This is a genomic window from Methylobacterium sp. E-046, assembly GCF_022829625.1.
GTDB classification, from domain to species: Bacteria; Pseudomonadota; Alphaproteobacteria; order Rhizobiales; family Beijerinckiaceae; genus Methylobacterium; species Methylobacterium longum.
Genome location: NZ_JAKSYP010000295.1, coordinates 13,151 through 32,957 on the forward strand (window position 1 = coordinate 13,151; position 19,807 = coordinate 32,957).

General features: G+C 72.5%; 19 protein-coding genes. 18 read left to right on the forward strand and 1 reads right to left on the reverse strand.

Features of this window, described 5'->3' with window-relative positions; genetic code table 11:
* The first annotated feature begins 42 nt into the window (after window positions 1–42).
* From MKK82_RS33705 to MKK82_RS33720, 4 genes are all read left to right on the forward strand, one after another.
* On the forward strand, window positions 43–1,272 hold the full coding sequence (locus MKK82_RS33705) for a hypothetical protein (protein WP_243988085.1): 1,230 nt from the start codon (window positions 43–45) through the stop codon (window positions 1,270–1,272).
* Between the two features lie 88 nt (window positions 1,273–1,360).
* Complete coding sequence (locus MKK82_RS33710) at window positions 1,361–1,582, forward strand: hypothetical protein (RefSeq protein ID WP_243988087.1); 222 nt, start codon at window positions 1,361–1,363, stop codon at window positions 1,580–1,582.
* A gap of 179 nt (window positions 1,583–1,761) precedes the next feature.
* Window positions 1,762–2,502 carry a Crp/Fnr family transcriptional regulator gene (locus tag MKK82_RS33715; protein ID WP_238292505.1) on the forward strand — a complete coding sequence of 247 codons (741 nt, stop codon included), beginning with the start codon at window positions 1,762–1,764 and terminating at the stop codon, window positions 2,500–2,502.
* A gap of 56 nt (window positions 2,503–2,558) precedes the next feature.
* Window positions 2,559–3,314, forward strand: a complete 756-nt coding sequence (locus MKK82_RS33720) for an HWE histidine kinase domain-containing protein (protein ID WP_243988088.1) — start codon at window positions 2,559–2,561, stop codon at window positions 3,312–3,314.
* Window positions 3,315–3,356: 42 nt separating this feature from the next.
* Here MKK82_RS33720 and MKK82_RS33725 read toward each other — a convergent pair whose 3' ends face one another.
* Window positions 3,357–4,043 carry a Crp/Fnr family transcriptional regulator gene (locus tag MKK82_RS33725; RefSeq protein WP_243988089.1) on the reverse strand — a complete coding sequence of 229 codons (687 nt, stop codon included), beginning with the start codon at window positions 4,041–4,043 and terminating at the stop codon, window positions 3,357–3,359.
* A 379-nt stretch (window positions 4,044–4,422) separates the two neighbouring features.
* On the opposite strand from MKK82_RS33725, the gene urtA reads away from it, so the two are divergent.
* The 14 genes from urtA to MKK82_RS33795 all read left to right on the forward strand — a co-directional run.
* The gene (gene urtA / locus MKK82_RS33730; RefSeq protein WP_243988104.1) at window positions 4,423–5,664 is read left to right on the forward strand and encodes an urea ABC transporter substrate-binding protein; all 1,242 of its coding nucleotides are present in this window, start codon (window positions 4,423–4,425) and stop codon (window positions 5,662–5,664) included.
* 268 nt (window positions 5,665–5,932) lie between these two features.
* Window positions 5,933–7,507 carry an urea ABC transporter permease subunit UrtB gene (gene urtB, locus MKK82_RS33735; RefSeq protein ID WP_243988090.1) on the forward strand — a complete coding sequence of 525 codons (1,575 nt, stop codon included), beginning with the start codon at window positions 5,933–5,935 and terminating at the stop codon, window positions 7,505–7,507.
* Between the two features lie 139 nt (window positions 7,508–7,646).
* Entirely contained in the window at window positions 7,647–8,801 is a 1,155-nt protein-coding gene (gene urtC, locus MKK82_RS33740) for an urea ABC transporter permease subunit UrtC (protein ID WP_243988091.1), read from the forward strand.
* The gene (urtD, locus tag MKK82_RS33745) at window positions 8,798–9,598 is read left to right on the forward strand and encodes an urea ABC transporter ATP-binding protein UrtD (RefSeq protein WP_238292495.1); all 801 of its coding nucleotides are present in this window, start codon (window positions 8,798–8,800) and stop codon (window positions 9,596–9,598) included. The genes urtC and urtD overlap by 4 nt, the downstream gene beginning before the upstream one ends.
* A 2-nt stretch (window positions 9,599–9,600) precedes the next feature.
* On the forward strand, window positions 9,601–10,296 hold the full coding sequence (gene urtE / locus MKK82_RS33750; RefSeq protein ID WP_243988092.1) for an urea ABC transporter ATP-binding subunit UrtE: 696 nt from the start codon (window positions 9,601–9,603) through the stop codon (window positions 10,294–10,296).
* 558 nt (window positions 10,297–10,854) lie between these two features.
* On the forward strand, window positions 10,855–11,055 hold the full coding sequence (locus tag MKK82_RS33755; protein ID WP_243988093.1) for a hypothetical protein: 201 nt from the start codon (window positions 10,855–10,857) through the stop codon (window positions 11,053–11,055).
* A gap of 713 nt (window positions 11,056–11,768) precedes the next feature.
* A complete protein-coding gene (locus MKK82_RS33760) occupies window positions 11,769–12,938 on the forward strand; it encodes an alpha/beta hydrolase (protein WP_313902133.1) in 1,170 nt (389 codons plus the stop codon).
* A gap of 127 nt (window positions 12,939–13,065) precedes the next feature.
* Window positions 13,066–13,962, forward strand: a complete 897-nt coding sequence (locus MKK82_RS33765; RefSeq protein WP_243988095.1) for a LysR substrate-binding domain-containing protein — start codon at window positions 13,066–13,068, stop codon at window positions 13,960–13,962.
* Window positions 13,963–14,170: 208 nt separating this feature from the next.
* Window positions 14,171–14,920, forward strand: coding sequence for an SDR family NAD(P)-dependent oxidoreductase (locus MKK82_RS33770; protein ID WP_243988097.1), 750 nt, complete (start codon window positions 14,171–14,173; stop codon window positions 14,918–14,920).
* A 10-nt stretch (window positions 14,921–14,930) separates the two neighbouring features.
* Complete coding sequence (locus MKK82_RS33775; protein WP_243988099.1) at window positions 14,931–15,842, forward strand: transketolase; 912 nt, start codon at window positions 14,931–14,933, stop codon at window positions 15,840–15,842.
* Complete coding sequence (locus tag MKK82_RS33780) at window positions 15,839–16,861, forward strand: transketolase family protein (RefSeq protein ID WP_238292483.1); 1,023 nt, start codon at window positions 15,839–15,841, stop codon at window positions 16,859–16,861. The genes MKK82_RS33775 and MKK82_RS33780 overlap by 4 nt, the downstream gene beginning before the upstream one ends.
* Window positions 16,852–17,811, forward strand: coding sequence for an NAD(P)-dependent oxidoreductase (locus tag MKK82_RS33785; RefSeq protein ID WP_243988100.1), 960 nt, complete (start codon window positions 16,852–16,854; stop codon window positions 17,809–17,811). The genes MKK82_RS33780 and MKK82_RS33785 overlap by 10 nt, the downstream gene beginning before the upstream one ends.
* A gap of 72 nt (window positions 17,812–17,883) precedes the next feature.
* A complete protein-coding gene (locus MKK82_RS33790) occupies window positions 17,884–18,900 on the forward strand; it encodes a TRAP transporter substrate-binding protein (RefSeq protein WP_238292480.1) in 1,017 nt (338 codons plus the stop codon).
* A gap of 136 nt (window positions 18,901–19,036) precedes the next feature.
* On the forward strand, window positions 19,037–19,807 hold a 771-nt coding region (locus tag MKK82_RS33795; protein WP_243988101.1), incomplete at its 3' end, for a TRAP transporter small permease.

Below are 19,807 nucleotides of genomic sequence, written 5' to 3' on the forward strand. Positions count from 1 at the left end.
CGACCGGTCCCCATCGACCAATCCCCAACGACGGACACTGCCATGTCGCGCGTCACCCGAGGATGGGGGCGCCGGACGGGGATCGCTGCCCGCGGCCTCGCCCTGGCACTCGCGGCCGCCGGCCCGGTTTCGGCCGCCGGGGCGCCGGACAATCCGGCTCGGGTCGCGGTGGGACCGGACGGGCGGGACCTGCGCCTCGCGGGCGACCTCACCGCCGGCGTCGCCACCCGGGTGGCCGACCTCCTCGCGACGCATCCGGGGGTGGAGCGCATCCACCTCACCAGCGACGGCGGCCTCGTGGCGGAGGGGGCGGCGATCGGCGCGCTCGTGGCGGCGCGGGGGCTCGCCACCTACGTGCCCGACGTCTGCGTGTCGGCCTGCACGCTGATCTTCGTCCGCGGGCGGGCGCGCCTCCTCGCGGCCGGCGGCCGGCTCGGCTTCCACGCCCCCTACATCGTCGGCGCCCACGGCCGGATGCGTCCGGTGGATCCCGCCCCGGAGCGGGCCGCCTACCGGGCCGCCGGCCTGCCGCGCGCCTTCGTGGCGCGGGCGCTGGCGGTGCCCCCGGCCGGGATCTGGATCCCGGACGCCGCGCGGCTGCGCGCGGCCGGCATCGTCACCGCCATCGTCGGCCCGGACCGCCTGCCCGACTCCACCCTGGACGCGGATCCGAGCGAGGCCGGCGCCCGCGCGGCGATCCTGCGCGCCCTGCCGATCCTGCGGCAGGCGGGCGCGGCCGACCTCGATCCCATCGCCCGGTGGTACCGGGACGGCTACGCGGCCGGCCGGCCGGAGGCGGAGGCGGCCGCGGGCCTGAGGCGGATGGCCGGCGCCTACCTGCGGCGGCGGTTCCGGGCCGGCGACGACGCCCTCGTCCAAGCCCTGGGGCGCCGGGTCCTGGCGACGATGCGGGGCGCCGAACCGCGGGACGAAGCGGCCTGCGCGATCCTGGCGGCCGGCGACCTCGTGGCGCTGGACGCGCGGCTCAGGGCCGAGCGGCCCTCCCGACCCAGGCAGGGTCGGGGGCACACACACGGGCACGGGCACGCGCATGCTGGGGACGGCCTCGCGCCGCTCCTCGCCCGGGCCCCCGCGCCGCCGCCGGACGCCGCCGCGCCGGATCCGCTCCCCGCCCGGCCGGTGGCGTGCGCGGCCCGGATCGCCGCCACGGCGCGGATCCTCGGCCTGCCGGCCCCGGCCTCCGCGGCGGCGCTGCGGTCGCTGCTCCTGGCCGAGCCGCGGCCGGTGCTCGCCGAGCGGGCCGGTCCGTAGGGCCGCCCCCTCGACAAGCCGCGCCGCCGCCTATCTTCGCAGGCGGCCGGGCCGCGGCGCCGGCCGATCGGGGGACGGGAGAGGGCGGATGCCGGGATATCGCCTGCGCGGGGCGGTTCGCAGCGAGGACGGGGCGATCGGCGCCCCGCTCGTCGACGAGGTGCTCTCCGCCGCCGACGCGAAGGAGGCCGTGCGCCTCGCCAACAGCCGCTCGCTGACGATCGAGGACGACACCATCAACGCCCTCTGGCTGGTGGATGCCGGCGGGACCCTGCTGTGGTCCCTGCGCCGGGCCGACCGGGACAGCTGACCGGACGCCCGCGCGGCGCGGCGCCGGGGCCGGTCGGGCGCCGCGGCGAGGCCCGGCCGGGGCCCGCCCCCGATCGGCGCCGGGCCGCGAGCCTTCGGGCTCAAAGCTAATTTGCATAAGTATTCAAGGACCCGATCTAATGTAGGCTCTTGATCCCACGCCGACGCGGAGCAGCAGCCGTGCAAAATCCGCTTGTGCGCAAGTTAGATCGCTACATCCATCTGTCGGAAACGGACCGACACTGCTTGGCCGAGGCCGTCAGCCCGGTCCGCATGGTCGCGGCCCGCACCGACATCATCCACGAGGGCGACGACCCGCGCGCCGTCAACGTCATCTTGGACGGCTGGGCCTGCCGCTACCGGCAATTCGCCAACGGCCGCCGCCAGATCGTCGCGCTCCTGCTGCCGGGCGACCCCTGCGACCCGCACGTCTTCCTCCTCGACGTGATGGATCACGCGATCGGCGCGATCACGCCGGTCGCGCTCGGTCAGATCAGCGGCGGCGCCCTGCAGACCCTGACGGCCCGCAGCGCGGGCCTCGACATCGCCTTCCACCGCGAGGCGCTGGCCACCGCGGCGGTCCAGCGCGAATGGACCGTCAGCCTCGGCAGCCGCACCGGGATCGAGCGGCTCGCCCACCTGTTCTGCGAACTGCACGCCCGGCTGGCAGCGGTCGGCCTCGCGGACGACACGACCTGTCCGATGCCGATCACCCAGAACGACCTCGGCGACGCGATGGGTCAGACCAGTGTGCACATCAATCGTACGTTGCAGGAGCTGCGCGGCCTCGGACTGATCACCCTGCGCAGCCGCCGCCTGACCATCCACGACCCGGCGGCGCTGGCCCGGCTCGGGCATTTCGACCCCACCTACCTCCACCTGACGGCCGAAGCCGGTTCCGCCGCCGCCCGCCGCGCCTGAGCCGCGATCGCCCCGGCGGAAGCGAAGCCCGTTCGACGACCTCCGGAGAGCCCGGCATGACAGACCCTCGCGACCCGGCGGAGCGCCTCGCGGCCGTGGAGGCCGACAATGCGCGCCTGCGTCGCCTGCTCGATGAGGCGGGCGTGCCCGACAGTCTGCGCCACGGGATGCGCAACACGATGGCGATGATGCGCACGGTCATGCACCGATCCGCCGAGAGCGCCGCCGACGTCGAGACCTACGTGGCCCATCTCGACGGCCGGTTCGGGGCGGTCATGCGGGTGCAGGCCGCCACGGACGCGTTCGGCGACGCGAATCTCCACACCCTGATCTCGGACGAGCTGATGTTCCACCTCGTCCGGGAGGGCGAGCAGGCCATGATCGCCGGCCCGCGGGTGCGGCTCCGGCCCCGGGCCGCGCTGGTCCTGGCGCTGGCGCTTCACGAGCTGACCAGCAACGCGGTGGAGCACGGCTCCCTGGCGCTCCCGCAGGGCCGGGTCAGCGCCACGTGGCGGATCGCGGAGGCGGAGGCGGGGATGCCGGTGCTGACCCTGGCCTGGGTCGAGACCGGCGGCAGCGACGTGCGGCCCCCGGCCCGGCGGGGCTTCGGCACGGACGTGCTGGAGAACATGCTGGCCTACGATCTCGGCGCGCAGACCACCGTGAGCTACGCGCCGGACGGGCTTTCCTGGACGATCCGCCTGCGGCTCACCGCCCGCATCGGGCACCAGGCGGTCGAAGACCCCGCCGAAGACCCCGCGGAAGACCCGGCCGAGGATTCGGAGGTCGCCTGGGACGACGAGGGCCGGTGAGTTCCCCCGCCGGCGCCCCGGGTTCGCGGGTGTCCGGCCGCCTCAGCCGGCCCCCGCGTCGCCGTAGACGACGCCCGCCAGATCCTCCAGCTTCGCGCGATCGATCACCGTGATGCGCCCGCGCTGGGCGCGGATCATGCCGGCGCCCTCGAGGATGTGGGTCGCCGTCGTGACGGTGGGCCGGCGCACGCCGAGCATCTTGGAGAGCACCTCGTGCGTGAGGGGCAGTTCGTCCTGCTCCAGGCGGTCGTGGCTCATGAGGAGCCACCGGGCGAGCCGCGCTTCGACGGTGAGGTCGGCATTGGCGTAGACGGTCTGCCCCACGTGGACGATCAGGCTCTGCACGTAGCCGCCCAGCACCCGGCGCAGGCCGGCGCTGGCATCGAGGGCCTCGCGGAGGGTGCCGGCCGGGATGCGGAGCGCCGCGCCGCGGGCCTGGACGATGGCGGTGTGGGGCGTGGACGCGGCCCCGAGCGCCAGCGGCACGCCGACGAAGCCCTCGCGGCCGGTCAGGCCGACCTCGATGCGCCCCGCGCGGCTGTCCGCCACGAGGGAGACGAGCCCGTCCTCGACGAAGTGCGCCTGCGCGATCGGCTGGTGCGGGACGATCAGCACCGCCTGCAGCGGCAGCGGCACCGGCTCCAGGGCGGGGGCGAGGCGGCCGAACTCCTCCGGCGCCAGGGTGGCCAGCAAGCGGTTGCGGACGGCTGATTGCTGCAGCAGCGCCATGGGCTCCTCCGGGTCCGGGCAGGAGCACGGGCAATCTCCCAGTCACCCGCGCCCGGGGCGTCCGGCGGATGATCGACCAACCCTCTCACAGGGAACTTCACCGTAGTATGGATTAGATTAGTTTTGGCGCACCAATACATCCAGATAGGCGAGCCAATACCGCAGCGCGCGAGGCTGCCGCCGCCGGCCCTCCATCCCCGGCGACGGCAAGGGACGGAGGCCCCGAATCCCGGAAACGGCCCGCGGGGCCGCGACTGCCTAAATTTGTGGCACACGATTTGCGAGCCCCTTCCCCGTCTCAACGAAGACGACGAAGGGCACCGCCGTGAAAGCATTTGGAACTTGGGGCCCGGCCGCCGCTCTGGCCGCCGGGCTCGCGATGAGCGCCCTGGGCGCGGGGGCCGCGCGGGCGCAGGAGACCATCAAGATCGGCATCCTGCACTCGCTCTCGGGCACGATGGCGATCTCGGAGACCACCCTCAAGGACGCGATGCTGATGCTCATCGCCGAGCAGAACGCCAAGGGCGGCGTGCTCGGCAGGAAGCTGGAGCCGGTGGTGGTCGATCCGGCCTCGAACTGGCCGCTCTTCGCCGAGAAGGCCCGCGAGCTGATCAGCAAGGACAAGGTCGCGGCCGTGTTCGGCTGCTGGACCAGCGTGTCGCGGAAGTCCGTGCTGCCGGTCTTCAAGGAACTCGACAACATCCTGTTCTACCCCGTCCAGTACGAGGGCGAGGAGAGCGAGCGGAACGTGTTCTACACCGGCGCCGCCCCGAACCAGCAGGCGATCCCGGCGGTGGACTACCTGATGTCGGAGGACGGCGGCGGCGCCAAGCGCTGGGTGCTGGAGGGGACCGACTACGTCTACCCGCGCACCACCAACAAGATCCTCGAGGCCTACCTCAAGGCGAAGGGCGTCCGGGACGAGGACATCCTGATCAACTACACGCCGTTCGGCTTCTCGGACTGGCAGACCGAGGTGTCGAAGATCAAGGCGTTCGGCTCGGCCGGCAAGAAGACCGCCGTGGTCTCGACCATCAACGGCGACGCCAACGTGCCGTTCTACAAGGAACTCGGCAACCAGGGCATCAAGGCCACCGACATCCCGGTGGTGGCCTTCTCGGTGGGCGAGGAGGAGCTCGCCGGCATCGACGCCAAGCCGCTGGCCGGGCACCTCGCCGCCTGGAACTACTTCGAGTCGATCAAGACGCCGGAGAACGAGGACTTCATCAAGAAGTGGCAGGCGTTCCGGAAGAACCCCAAGGCCGTCACCAACGACCCGATGGAGGCCCACTATATCGGCTTCAACATGTGGGTGAAGGCGGTCGAGAAGGCCGGCACCACCGACCCCGACAAGGTGATCGCCGCGCTGCCCGGCATCGAGCAGAAGAACCTCACCGGGGGCACCGCCAGGATGCTGCCCAACCACCACATCACCAAGCCGGTCTTCATCGGCGAGATCGAGCCGACCGGCCAGTTCGACGTGGTGTGGAAGACCGAGGGGCTGATCCCCGGCGAGGCGTGGTCCAAGCAGCTCGAAGGCTCGAAGGAACTCGAGGCCGACTGGGTGAAGCTCAACTGCGGCAACTACAACACCAAGACCAAGAAGTGCGGCGGCGCCTGAGCGCGCCGCAGCCCGGTGTTGCCGGCTGGCCCGGCAACACCGGATGGACGTCGAGCGCGGGCCCCCTCGGCCGTTCGGGAGCGGGGCAGGGTGAGGGATCGGGTCTTCCCGGATAGGGCGCATCCCGCACCCCAAACCCTCTCCCGTCCGGCTGAGGGGGCCTGTCGCCCCCCGCCCGGACCGATCCGTACAGGCCCCGGCCGCGCATCAGCCATCCCGGGTGCCGCCCGCGTCGCCATCCCAGCTTCCAGGCCCACCGAAAGTCTCGATGCTCCGTCTCCTCGCCCTCCTGCTCCTGCTGCACGGCGCCCCGGCGCTGGCGCAGACCCCCGATCCCTACGCGCAGCTCGCCGGCGACGGCTATGCCGAGATCGAGGCCGGCGTCTCCGGCCTCGCCGCGAGCGGCGACCCGCGGGCCGGCGCGATCCTCTCGGCTCTGTCGGACGGGCGGCTGCTGCTGCGCCCCGGCGACAAGGCCCTGCTCGTCCGGCAGGGCGGCGCCGTGGTCGATGCCCGGACCGGCGCGACCGGTACCGACACACCCGACCTCAAGCCCGTGCGGGCCAACAACCGGGTCCGGCGCAGCATCGAGGCGGCCCAGGGCCAGCTCAATCTGGCGAGCCCCGATCCGGCCCAGCGCCGCGCCGCCGCCGACGCGGTGTTCAAGGCGCGGGACGCGGCCGCGCTCGCCGCCCTCGACGCGGCCCTGGCCCGCGAGGCGAACGCGGGCGTCCGGCAGGCCCTGACCGAGGCCCGCGCCGCCGTGCTGCTCGCCAAGCCCGGAACCGCGGAGGCCGACCGGATTGCCGCGATTCCCGCCATCCAGGCCCGGGGCGATGGCGACGCGATGGGCATCCTGCGCGGTCTGGCGGCGGATCCGAGCGAGGCTGTGCGGGCGGCGGCCGCCCGCGGCATCGCGGCGATCGAGACGCGGCTGGCGATCCTCGGGGTCCTCCAGAACGTCTGGTACGGCATCTCGCTCGGCTCGGTCCTGCTGCTCGCCGCCATCGGGCTCGCCATCACCTTCGGGGTGATGGGCGTGATCAACATGGCGCACGGCGAGATGGTGATGCTCGGCGCCTACACGACCTACGGCGTGCAGGAGCTGATCCGCACGAAGGCGCCGGCCCTGTTCGGCTGGTCGCTCGCCATCAGCATCCCCTGCGCGTTCCTGGTGGCCGGACTGATGGGCGTGCTGATCGAGCGGTTCATCATCCGCTTCCTCTACGGGCGCCCCCTGGAGACGCTGCTCGCCACCTTCGGCGTCAGCCTCGCCCTGCAGCAGGGGGTGCGCTCGCTCTTCGGCCCCTCCAACCGCGAGGTCGGCGCGCCGGCCTTCATGAGCGGCGCCGTCGACGTCTACGGCCTGTCGATCACCTGGGGCCGGATGTGGATCATCGTGTTCGCGTTTGCCCTGTTCCTCGGGCTGCTCTTCGTCCTGCGGAAGACGTCGTTCGGCCTGAAGACCCGGGCGGTGACCCAGAACCGCCGGATGGCGGCCGCCATGGGCATCCGCACGCCCTACGTCGACGCCCTGACCTTCGGGCTCGGCTCCGGCATCGCCGGCATCGCCGGCGTGGCGCTGTCGCAGATCGACAACGTCTCGCCGAATCTCGGCCAGGGCTACATCATCGACTCGTTCCTCGTGGTGGTGTTCGGTGGCGTCGGCAACCTCTGGGGGACGCTGGTGGCGGCGCTGACGCTCGGCGTCGTGAACAAGCTCGCCGAGCCGTATATCGGCGCGGTGCTGGCCAAGATCGGCCTCCTGATCTTCATCATCCTGTTCATCCAGAAGCGCCCGCGCGGCCTGTTCGCGCTCAAGGGCCGGGCGGTGGAATCGTGAGCGGGCCGGCGCGCGCCCTGCCACCCCCGCAGAGGGGGAGGGCGGGGGCCCGGCATCCCCGGACCGCCCCTCCTCTCAGGCTGAACGAAGCCGATCGCCTGCGCGGGCAGGGGATCGGGCACGAACAGGGAAGCCCGGCATGACCCCCCGCACGCCCCTCATCGACCGCAAGGGCTGGATCTTCCTCGCCGTGCTGGCGGCGTTCTGCCTCGCCGTGCCGGTGCTGAACCTCGCCGTGCCGGAGGGCTCGGGCCTCCACGTGCCCACCTACCTCGTGTCGCTGTTCGGCAAGTACCTCGCCTACGCGCTGCTGGCGGTCAGCCTCGACCTCGTCTGGGGCTATTGCGGCATCCTCTCGCTCGGCCACGGGGCGTTCTTCGCGCTCGGCGGCTACGCGATGGGCATGTACCTGATGCGCCAGATCGGCGCCCGGGGCGTCTACGGCAACCCGGTCCTGCCCGACTTCATGGTGTTCCTGAACTACAAGGCGCTGCCCTGGTACTGGTACGGCTTCGACCACTTCGCCTTCGCAGGCCTGATGGTGCTGCTGGTGCCGGGGCTGCTCGCCTTCGTGTTCGGCTGGCTCGCCTTCCGGTCGCGGGTGACCGGCGTCTACCTGTCGATCATCACCCAGGCGCTGACCTACGCGCTGATGCTCGCCTTCTTCCGCAACGACATGGGGCTCGGCGGCAACAACGGCCTCACCGACTTCAAGGATCTTCTGGGCTTCTCCGTCCAGTCGCAGACCTTCCGCGTGGGCATCTTCGTCGCCACCGGAGTGGCGCTGGCGCTGGGCTACCTCGTCGCCCGGGTCATGACGGTCTCGGCCTACGGGAAGATCCTGATTGCCGTGCGCGATGCCGAGAGCCGGACCCGCTTCCTCGGCTACCGGCCGGAGCACTTCAAGACCCTGGCCTTCACGGTCTCGGCCATGATGGCGGGGGTCGCCGGCGCCCTCTACGTGCCGCAGGTCGGCATCATCAACCCGGGGGAATTCGCCCCCGGCAACTCCATCGAGACGGTGATCTGGGTGGCGGTGGGCGGCCGCGGCACGCTGGTGGGCGCGGCGCTCGGCGCCGTGCTGGTCAACTACGCCAAGACCGTGCTCACCGGCGTGATGCCCGACGCGTGGCTGTTCGCGCTCGGCGGCCTGTTCGTGATCGTGACCCTGTTCCTGCCCCGCGGCCTCGTCGGCACCGTCATCGAGCGGTTCGGCGGCCGGCGTGCGGCGGCCAAGCTGCCGCCGGAGCCCGAGATCGCCCCGGAACGTGTCGAACAAGGGCAGGGCGCATGAGCACCGACCTCCTCGAACGCCCGGACGCCGCCCGCGGCCCCGCCAACCGCAAGCGGGAAACGGAGGCGCTCCTCTACCTCGACGATCTGCGGGTGACCTTCGACGGCTACAAGGCCCTGCGCGGCCTGTCGCTGACGCTGGCCCGGGGCGAGCTGCGGGCGATCATCGGCCCGAACGGCGCCGGCAAGACCACCATGATGGACTGCATCACCGGCAAGACCCGCCCGGACAGCGGCATCGCGCTGTTCGACGGCAGCCACGACCTCCTGAGGAGCGACGAGCCCGCGATCGCCGACCTCGGCATCGGCCGCAAGTTCCAGAAGCCCACCGTGTTCGAGAGCCACACGGTGGCCGACAACGTCCTGCTGGCCCTGAAAGGCCCCCGCGCCGCCTTCGCGTCCCTGTTCGGCTGGCGCAACCGGGTGGAGCGCGAGCGGATCGACGCCCTCCTGGAGACCGTCGGCCTCCTGGCCCATCGCGACCGCCCGGCGGCCGACCTCAGCCACGGCCAGAAGCAGTGGCTGGAGATCGGCATGCTGCTCGCGCAGGACCCGAAGCTCCTGCTGGTCGACGAGCCGGTGGCCGGCATGACCGATGCCGAGACCGCCGAGACCGCCCGCTTGCTCCGGCGGATCGCGGGCGAGCACGCCGTCCTCGTGGTGGAGCACGACATGCACTTCGTCCGGGATCTCGGCTGCCGGGTCACCTGCCTGCACGAGGGCGCGGTGCTGGCCGAGGGCTCGATCGACGCGGTCTCGGCCGACCCGCGGGTGGTCGAGGTCTATCTGGGGCGATGACCATGCTCTCCGTCGAAGACATCGACCTCTATTACGGCGCCGCCCAGGCGCTCCGCGGCGTCTCGCTGACGGCCGAGGCCGGGCGGGTCACGACGGTTCTGGGCCGCAACGGTGTCGGAAAGACCTCGCTGATGCGGGCGATCGTCGGCCAGCAGCCGGTGCGCTCCGGCGCGATCCGCCTCGACGGCCGGCCGATCCAGGGGCTTGCCCCCTACGACCGGGCCCGCGCCGGCATCGCCTTCGTGCCCCAGGGGCGGGAGATCTTCCCGCTGCTCAGCGTCAAGGAGAACCTCGAGACCGGCTTCGCGCCGCTCAAGCGCCGCGACCGCCACGTCCCGGGGGAGATCTACGACCTGTTCCCGGTGCTCAAGGACATGCTGCACCGGCGCGGCGGCGACCTCTCGGGCGGGCAGCAGCAGCAGCTCGCCATCGCCCGGGCGTTGGTGACGCGGCCGAAGCTCCTCGTGCTCGACGAGCCCACCGAGGGCATCCAGCCCTCGATCATCAAGGATATCGGCCGGGCGATCACGTACCTGCGCGGCAAGGGCGAGATGGCGATCGTGCTGGTCGAGCAGTATTTCGAGTGGGCCCGCGACCTCTGCGATTCCTACGCGGTGATGGATCGCGGGCAGGTGGTGCTGGCCGGCCCCCGGGCCGGGATGGTGGAGGCCGACGTGCTCCGGTGGATGTCGGTGTAGAACGCGCGCCGCCGCAGGGGACGCCGGTCCGGCGCGGGGGCGCGTGCCCTCGCGGCCCTCGAGGTTAATGGAGGTCCTCGAGGCGTTCTCGATCGCGTGGCGCCCGGGGCCGGCCCCCGGAACCCGGCCGGGCGCACGCCGCCCCTCGACCGGATCCGTCCCCGCCGGGGCGGGCGCCGTCTCCAGCGCGATAGGATCTTCAGGTCGTCGATGAGCGAGCCTGAGGAATATCCATGCTGTGGATTCGGTGTATTCCAATCTGGAAGCGGGAACATGAGCAGCGGAATCTGTTTACGGCCCGGCCATCGGCCAAGGTTAAACCACAATTCAGGTTCGCCATGGGGCTCGAACCCCGGGAGCGCCCATGACGATCCTCGATCCGATCACCGGCCGGTTGGTCACCATCACCGTGCCGCAGCCGCGCCCGCGCTGAGCGCCGGAGACACGGTGAGCGTCGCCTGGCCGCCGTGCCGGGCCTCAAGGGCGGGCAAGAGGCCGTCTGAGGCGCAAGGCAGGCCGGGGACGCCGGCGGCGTCGGGCTTCAACCTGGGTGGCGTGATGGTGGAACCGACCGATCGCAGGATCCCGCGCCGGCAGGGGCGCGCGCGGCGGCCTCGGGTCCCGACGGCGCCGCCGATCCTGCTGCTGGCCGGCCCCGGCGGGGAGCCGGGCCTGAGCGGCGAATCGACCGCCGCCGAGCTGATCGCCCTCGCGCGGGCGGCCCGCCAGGACGCCGCCCGCCGCACGGAGACGGGCTGACGCGCGCCGCTCGCGGGAGTCCGGCCCCCGGGCGGCGTCAGATCCGCCGCCCTTGAACGCCGGGGCCGACGCGGTCGGCGGACGCGGAGGCGCATCCGTGCTCGAAGACGGCGGCCTGCCGGACCGGATTCAGCCGGCCCGGCCGCGCCGCCTCGGGCGATCCCGGAAGCGCCGGGAGCATGCCGATCTGCGGGGCCAGCCGAGCCCGGGCCTGCGGAGGGGCATCATGCGGATCCACGAACCGCGGGCGCGCCGACCATCCGGCGCACCGCCTCGCGCAGGTCGCCGTCCGGATACGGCCGGATTCGAGACGACCAGAACAGGCGCCCGCGCGGCCCCGCGCCCGGGATCGGCCCGGCCGTGCCGCTGCCCCGGCCCGCCCGGCGGCGGAGCGCGCAGAGCAAGATCGGGCGGCCAAACGGGCAGGCTCATCTCAGGAGGTCGGGTGTACGGCCGCCAAGGGCCCGAGCGGCGACACCTGTCCGCGGCCCACGCGCGAAGCCCGCAGTAGCGCGCTCTTCGTGCGGATCCTCCCCGATCAGCCGAGGCGGCCCGGCGTGATCATGGACGTGCCTCCGGCGCCGCTGTCCGCACCTGCCTCTGGACATCGCGGCCGCATCCCGGTCACGTGCGACCGAAGGAGCCGCGCGTCCGCCGGCGCGCGCGCGTCACGAACAGGCAGGCGGTCCATGCCTCCAAGGGACGAGGAAGCCGTGAGGGACGAGGAAGCCGTGAGGGCCGCGTCGGCGGCGTACGGCAACGGGACGCTGCCGGCGGGCATCCGGTCGCGCCTCCTGCCGGGGATCAACGGCCTCACCGTCCACGTGCTGGAGGCGGGGTTCGAGCCGGCCGGCCGGCCGCTCGTCGTGCTCCTGCACGGCTTCCCGGAACTGGCCTACAGCTGGCGCAAGATCATGCTGCCGCTGGCGCAGGCCGGGTTCCACGTCGCGGCCGCCGACCAGCGGGGCTACGGAAGGACGACCGGATGGGATCCGGCCTACGCGGCGAACACGCATCCCTTCGGCCTCCTCAACGTCGTCACCGATACCCTGGCGCTCGCCGCCGCCCTGGGGCACCGGCAGGTGGCCTGCGTGGTCGGCCACGATGCCGGCTCACCCGCCGCCGGCTGGTGCGGGCTCATCCGGCCGGACGTCTTCCGCTCGGTCGTGATGATGAGCGCCCCGTTCGCGGGGCCGCCGGCCCTTCCCGCAGGGGCCGGAGCCGCGCCCGCGGAGAGCGACGACGCCCTCGACGCGGCGCTGGCCGGCCTGCCGCGCCCGCGCAAGTTCTACCAGCGCTGGTACAGGACCCGGGAGGCGAACGACGACATGCTGCGCGCGCCGCAGGGTCTGCGGGACTTCCTGCGCGCCTACTACCACGCGAAGAGCGCCGACTGGCCGGACAACGCGCCCCGGCCGCTGGGATCCCGCGCGGCCGAGGAATTCGCGCAGCTTCCGACCTACTACATCATGGACCGCGACCGGGGCATGGCGGCGACGGTCGCGCCCGAGATGCCGTCCGCCGACCAGATCCGGACCTGCGCGTGGCTCACGGATCCCGAGCTGGACGTGTACGTGGCGGAATACGCGCGGACCGGCTTCCAGGGGGGGCTGCAGGGCTACCGCCGCTACACCGATGCCGCCTGCGTCGACGACCTGCGCGCCTTCGCGGGCCGCACCCTCGACGTGCCGTCGTGCTTCATCGCGGGCCGGAGCGACTGGGGCGTCTACCAGACACCGGGCGCGGTCGAGGCGATGCGCCATCAGGCCTGCACGAACATGACCGGCTTTCACCGCGTCGAGGGGGCCGGGCACTGGGTTCAGCAGGAGCGGCCCGACGAGGTGGCCGATCTCATCCGGGCGTTCCTCCGCGATACCCCGTGAGGTCCGGACGCCCGACGGCGGGGCGGCCCGCGAACCCTGGGGGGACGGGCGATGAACGCCCACCGGAGTCACGATCGGGCCGCGATCGAAATTGCCAGCCCCCGGGTCCGGGCCCATCCTGACGCGGATGACCCCGACCGTGCCCCTCTCCGCCATCCGGATCTTCGAGGCCGCCGCCCGGCGGCGCTCGTTCAAGGCCGCGGCGGGCGAGCTGAACCTGTCGCCCAGCGCCGTCAGCCACGCCATCCGCAAGATGGAGGCGATGCTCGGCGTCTCGCTGTTCGAGCGGGCCGGGCCCGGGATCGCGCCGACCCCGGCCGGGGAGGCGCTGTGCGACCATGTCGGACGCGCCTTCGCGGAGCTCAACCGCGGCTTCGACCTCGTGGCGAACCGGGGGCCGCAGCTCCTCCGGCTGCACTGCGCCCCGAGCTTCGCCGCGCAGTGGCTGGCGCCGCGGCTCGCCCGCTTCCTCAGCGCCCATCCGGGCTTCGAGGTGCGCTTGGCCGCCGGCATGGATTACGCCCGCTTCATCACCGACGAGTTCGACGCCGACATCGTCTACGGGCCGCCCCGCGGGGAGGGCCTCGTGCGCATGCCGCTGGGCCTGGAGACGGTGACGCCGCTCTGCGATCCCGCCCGGGCCGCCACGATCCGCGAACCCGCCGACCTGCGCGCGCACACGCTGATCCAGAGCGACAACAAGCAGGTGCGCTGGACCCATTGGTTCGAGCACAACCGGCTGCCGCCGCCGCCGTCCGCGGCGATCCGCTTCGACCGGAGCTTCCTGGCCCTGGCGGCCGCCGCGGACGGGCTCGGGGTCGCCCTGGAAACGACCCGCCTCGCCGAGCGGGAGGTCGCGGCCGGCCGCCTCGTCGCGCCGCTGGCCGGCCGCGCGCAGGACATCGCGTATGTCGGGCATCACTTCGTCTGCCCGGCCGACGCCCGGCGCCGCGCGCCGCTCCGGGTCTTCGCCCGCTGGCTCGCGGGGGAACTCGCGATCGACCTCAGCCCGGATCTCGCCTGACCGCTCCGAGGTGAGCGGGATTCACCTGGGCGTGCAAATTCCGCGTTTGTCGCGGGCGTCCCGCGCCGTCACATTCATCCCAACGAGACAGACGGGAGGAGACGCCGCAGGCCGCACGATCCGCAGGATCGCGGTCGCCGGCCCGCCGCACCCTCCGTCGTGACGACAGGTTCGATCCCGCGCCGTCGCGGGTCACCGGGAGGAATCCATGCTGCTGAACGATCGGGTCTGCGTGATCACCGGGGCGGCCTCCGCCCGCGGCATCGGCAAGGCCACCGCGCGGCTCTTCGCGCGCCACGGCGCCCGGGTCGCGATCCTCGACCTCGAGGCCGGGCAGGCCGAGGCCGCCGCCCGCGACCTCGGCTCCGGCCATGTCGGGCTGGCCTGCGACGTCACCGACCGGGCGGCCTGCACGGCGGCGGCCGACGAGATCGTGGCCCGCCTCGGCCGGATCGACGTGCTCGTCAACAACGCCGGCATCACCCAGCCCCTCAAGATCATGGAGATCGGGCCGGAGCATTACGACGCGGTCACGGACGTGAACCTGCGCGGCACCCTCTACATGAGCCAGGCGGTGATCCCCGCTATGCGCCAGCAGGGCTCGGGCGCGATCGTGTGCATGTCGTCGGTCTCCGCCCAGCGCGGCGGCGGCATCTTCGGCGGCCCGCACTACTCGGCCGCCAAGGCCGGTGTGCTCGGCCTGCAGAAGGCCATGGCCCGCGAACTCGGCCCCGACGGCGTGCGGGTGAACGCGGTCACCCCCGGCCTGATCCAGACGGACATCACCGGCGGCAAGCTCACCCCCGAGCTGAAGGTCGAGATCGCCAAGGGCATCCCGCTGGGGCGCCTCGGCGTCGCCGACGACGTCGCCAACGCCTGCCTGTTCCTGGCCTCCGACCTGTCCACGTACATCACCGGCGCGGTGATCGACGTGAACGGCGGCATGCTGATCCACTGAGGGGGCCGCCATGACGACGGGACTGCCGACAGGATCATCGACCGGGGCCTCGCCCGAAGCCTCGTCCGAAGCCTCGACCGAACGGCCCCGCGCCGGGTCCAACGTGCCGCTCAGCGAGCGCGCCTACCGCATCCGCCGCCACGCCCTGCGCATGGGCGAGGTCCAGGGCCAGGGCTACATCGCCCAGGCGCTCGGCATCTCCGACGTGCTGGCGGTGAGCTACTTCCACGCCCTCGCCTACCGGCCCGGGGACCCCGAATGGGAGGGTCGCGACCGCTTCCTCCTGTCGATCGGCCACTACGCGATCGCCCTCTACGCCGCGCTGATCGAGGCGGAGATCATCCCCGAGGACGAGCTGACGAGCTACGGCGGCGACGACAGCCGCCTGCCGATGTCCGGCATGGCCGCCTACACGCCCGGCATGGAGATCACCGGCGGGTCGCTGGGCCACGGGCTCGGGATCGCGGTCGGCATGGCGCTGGGGCTGAAGCGGAAGGGCTCCAAGAGCTTCATCTACAACCTGTTCTCCGACGGCGAGCTCGACGAGGGCTCGACCTGGGAGGCCGCGATGTCGGCCGGATCGTTCAAGCTCGACAATCTGATCGGCCTCGTCGACGTCAACGGCATGCAGGCCGACGGCGCCTCCACCGGGGTGCTCAACTTCGAGCCGCTGGCGCCGAAATTCGCGGCGTTCAACTGGTTCGTGCAGCGGGTCGACGGCAACGACATCGACGCGCTGGTGAAGGCCTTCGACGCCGCCCGGCACCATCCGGGGCCCGAGCCCCGGATCATCCTCTGCGACACCCGCATGGCGAAGGGCGTGCCCTTCCTCGAAGCGCGCGAGCGCAATCACTTCCTGCGGGTCGAGCCGGACGAGTGGCAGCGGGCCCTGGCGATCCTGGACGAGGGGAGGGTGAAGTGAGACGCTCCAAGTACGAGAAGCCGGCCCCGCGCGCGGGCGGCGGCGCCAAGACCTCGGCGATGATCGCCTCGCTGGCGGCGCCCGGCCAGCGCACCAAGCCCGCCCCGTTCGGCCACGCCCTGGTCGAACTGGCCGGGACGCGGCCCGACATCATCGGCCTCTCGGCGGACCTGTCGAAGTACACGGACCTGCACATCTTCGCCCAGGCCTACCCCGAGCGCTTCTACCAGATGGGGATGGCCGAGCAGCTGCTGATGAGCGCGGCCGCGGGCCTCGCGCGGGAGGGCTTCACGCCGTTCGCCACCACCTACGCGGTGTTCGCGGCCCGGCGCGCCTACGATTTCATCTGCCTCGCGATCGCGGAGGAGAACCTCAACGTCAAGATCGCCTGCGCGCTGCCCGGCCTGACCACCGGTTACGGCCCCAGCCACCAGGCGACCGAGGATCTCGCGATCTTCCGCGGGATGCCGAACCTCACGATCATCGATCCCTGCGACGCCCACGAGATCGAGCAGGTCGTCCCCGCGATGGCCGCCCACCAGGGGCCGGTCTACCTCCGGCTCCTGCGCGGGAACGTCCCGCTGGTCCTCGACGCGTACGGCTACACGTTCGAACTCGGCAAGGCCAAGACGATCCGCGACGGCCGCGACGTGCTGGTGATCTCGTCGGGCCTGATGACCATGCGCGCCCTCGAGGTCGCCGAGGCCCTGCGCGACGACCGGGTCGACGTCGCGGTCCTGCACGTACCGACGATCAAGCCCCTCGACACGGCGACGATCCTGCGCGAGGCCGGGCGCGGCGGCCGGCTCGTGGTGGTGGCCGAGAACCACAGCGTGATCGGCGGCCTCGGCGAGGCGGTGGCCGGCCTCCTGATGCGCGCGGGGGTGATGCCGGGGCGCGGCTTCCGCCAGATCGGCCTGCCGGACGAGTTCCTCGAGGCCGGCGCCCTGCCGACGCTCCACGACCGCTACGGCATCTCGGCCGCCGCGATGGCGGGGAGCATCCGGGCATGGCTGTGAGCACGGATCTGAGCCGCATCGCCTTCATCGGCCTCGGCGCCATGGGCCTGCCGATGGCGACCAACTTGGTCGCGGCGGGCTTCGACGTCCGCGGCTACGACCTGCGGCCCGAGGGCCGCGCGGCCCTCGCGACCGCGGGCGGGACCTCGATCGCGACCCCAGCGGAAGCCGCCGCCGGCGCCGACGCGCTCCTCCTGATGGTGGTGAACGCCGCGCAGGCCGAGGCCGTGCTGTTCACCGAGGGGGCCCTCGACGCCCTCGCGCCGGACGGCCTCGTGGTCCTGATGGCGACCTGCCCGCCGCAATCGGTGGAGCGATTGGCCGGGCGCGTCGCGGCGGCCGGCCGCCGCTTCGTCGACGCGCCCGTCTCGGGGGGCGTCGTCGGCGCCCGGGCCGGAACGCTCACCATCATGGCGGCCGCGCCCGCCGGGACGCTGGCGGCCCTGCGGCCCGTCCTCGACGCCCTGGGCGACCGCATCTTCCAGGTCGGCGAACGCCCAGGACAGGGCGCCACCGTCAAGGCCGTCAACCAGCTCCTGTGCGGCGTCCACATCGCGGCGGCCGCCGAGGCGCTGGCGCTCGCCGGACGCGTCGGGGTCGATCTCGACGTGGTGCTGGAGATCCTCTCGGGCTCCTCGGCGGCGAGCTGGATGCTGCGCGACCGCGGCCCCCGGATGCTGGAGGACGCGCCGACGGTCACCAGCGCGGTCGACATCTTCGTGAAGGACCTCGGCATCGTGCTGGAGGCCGGCCGCGGCGCCGGGGCGGCGCTGCCGCTGGCGGCGCTCGCCCACCAGCTCTTCGTCTCCACCTCCGGCCGCGGCGACGGCGCCGCCGACGACAGCCAGGTGGTGCGCGCCTACCGCCTGCTGAACGGCGACGACGCGCCGCCGTCCGCACAGTCGTCCGCGAGGGACGCGCGCCACCGGGGCTCGACCGCCCCGGACTGAACGCGGGACCCAGGATCCACCGGCGGGCAACGGCGGGGATCGCGGGACCCGGACCACCCAGGGAGTGAAACCATGCGCGACACGCGTCTCAGCCGCCGCAGCCTGCTCGTGGGTGCGGCGGCCCTGCCGGCCTTCGGCATCCTCACCCGGCGCGGGCAGGCCGCCGAGTTCACCTACAAGCTGGCCACCGGCCAGGACCCGACCCATCCGGTCAACGTCCGGGCGCAGGAGGCCCTCGACCGCATCCGCGAGGCCACGAACGGCCGGCTGGAGATCAAGCTGTTCCCCGCCAACCAGCTCGGCTCGGACACCGACCTGCTGGCGCAGGTGCGCAACGGCAGCGTCGAGTTCTTCAACCTCGCGACCTCGATCCTGGCCACCTTCGTGCCGGCCGCGAGCCTGCCGAACACCGGCTTCGCCTTCAAGGATTACGACGCCGTCTGGGCGGCGATGGACGGAGGCCTCGGCACCTATGTCCGCTCCGAGATCGCCAGGACGCCGATCCTGACCGTCTCCAAGGTCTGGGACAACGGCTTCCGGCAGATCACCTCCTCGACCCGCGAGATCCGGACGCCGGAGGACCTGAAGGGCTTCAAGATCCGCGTCCCGCCGGCGCCGATGCTCACCTCCCTGTTCAAGGCGCTCGACGCCGGGGCGGCCCCGATCAACTTCAACGAGCTGTACTCCTCGCTCCAGACCAAGGTGGTCGAGGGCCAGGAGAACCCGCTGGCCATCACGGCCACGGCGCGGCTCTACGAGGTGCAGAGATTCTGCAGCCTGACCGGCCATGTCTGGGACGGCTACTGGATCCTCGGCAACAAGCGGGCGTGGCAGCGGCTGCCCGAGGAGCTGCGCCAGGTCGTGTCGCGGGAACTCGACCGGTCCGCGACCGACCAGCGCGCGGACGTCGCCAAGCTCAGCGTGTCCCTCCGGGACGGCCTCACCGCCAAGGGCCTCACCTTCATCGACGTCGACCGGGCGCGGTTCCGCGAGGCCCTCGGGCGGACGAGCTTCTACAGGGACTGGAAAACCAAGTACGGCGACGCGGCCTGGTCGCATCTTGAGGACGTGTCGGGCAAACTGACCTGAAGCGCTTCCCGCCGGATCGAAAAGCGGTATCGGAGAACGAAGGCGCGCCGAGACGCACCGCTGGACATACGAGACGACACATTTGGGGCTGTTCCCGCCGGCGACGGCACGGGACCGGCCCCGACGGGAGGGCGCCATGCAGATCGATATCGCGGCCGTCGAGACGACGGCAGGAATTGAGTCGTCCGGCCCGCCCCTGCGCGCCCGGACCTGGCTGCGCCGGCTGGACGACGGCCTCGGCCATCTGGTGGAGATCCCGGCGGCGCTGCTCGTGCTCGCGGAGATCGCGGTGCTGCTCGGCGGCGTCGTGAGCCGCTACGTGTTCCGCGAACCCCTCGTCTGGTCGGACGAGCTCGCCTCGATCCTGTTCCTGTGGCTCGCCATGCTGGGCGCCGTGGTCGCCTTCCGCCGCGCCGAGCACATGCGGATGACCGCCTTCGTGGCCATGAGCGGGCCGCGCCTGCGCGCCTTCCTGGAGACGGTCGCCCTGGTGGCGGGCCTGATCTTCGTGGCGCTGCTGCTGGAGCCGGCCTTCGAGTTCGCCAGCGAGGAGACCTTCGTCCAGACGCCCGCGCTGGAGCTGAACAACGCGTGGCGCGCCGCCGCCCTGCCGGTCGGGCTGGGCCTCATGCTGCTCGTCGCGGCGATCCGGCTCCTGGAGACGGCCGACTGGAAGCTGACCGCGGGGGCGCTCGTGCTCGGCGCCGCGGTCGCCGCCGGACTCGTGGCCCTCCAGCCCTGGCTGATGGACCTCGGCAACCTCAATCTGCTGCTGTTCTTCGTCCTCGGCGTCGGCGCGCTGGTCTTCTCCGGCGTGCCGATCGCCTTCGCGTTCGGCCTGTCCACCTTCGCGTACATCACGCTGACCACCCACGCCCCCGCGATGGTGGTGGTCGGGCGCATGGAC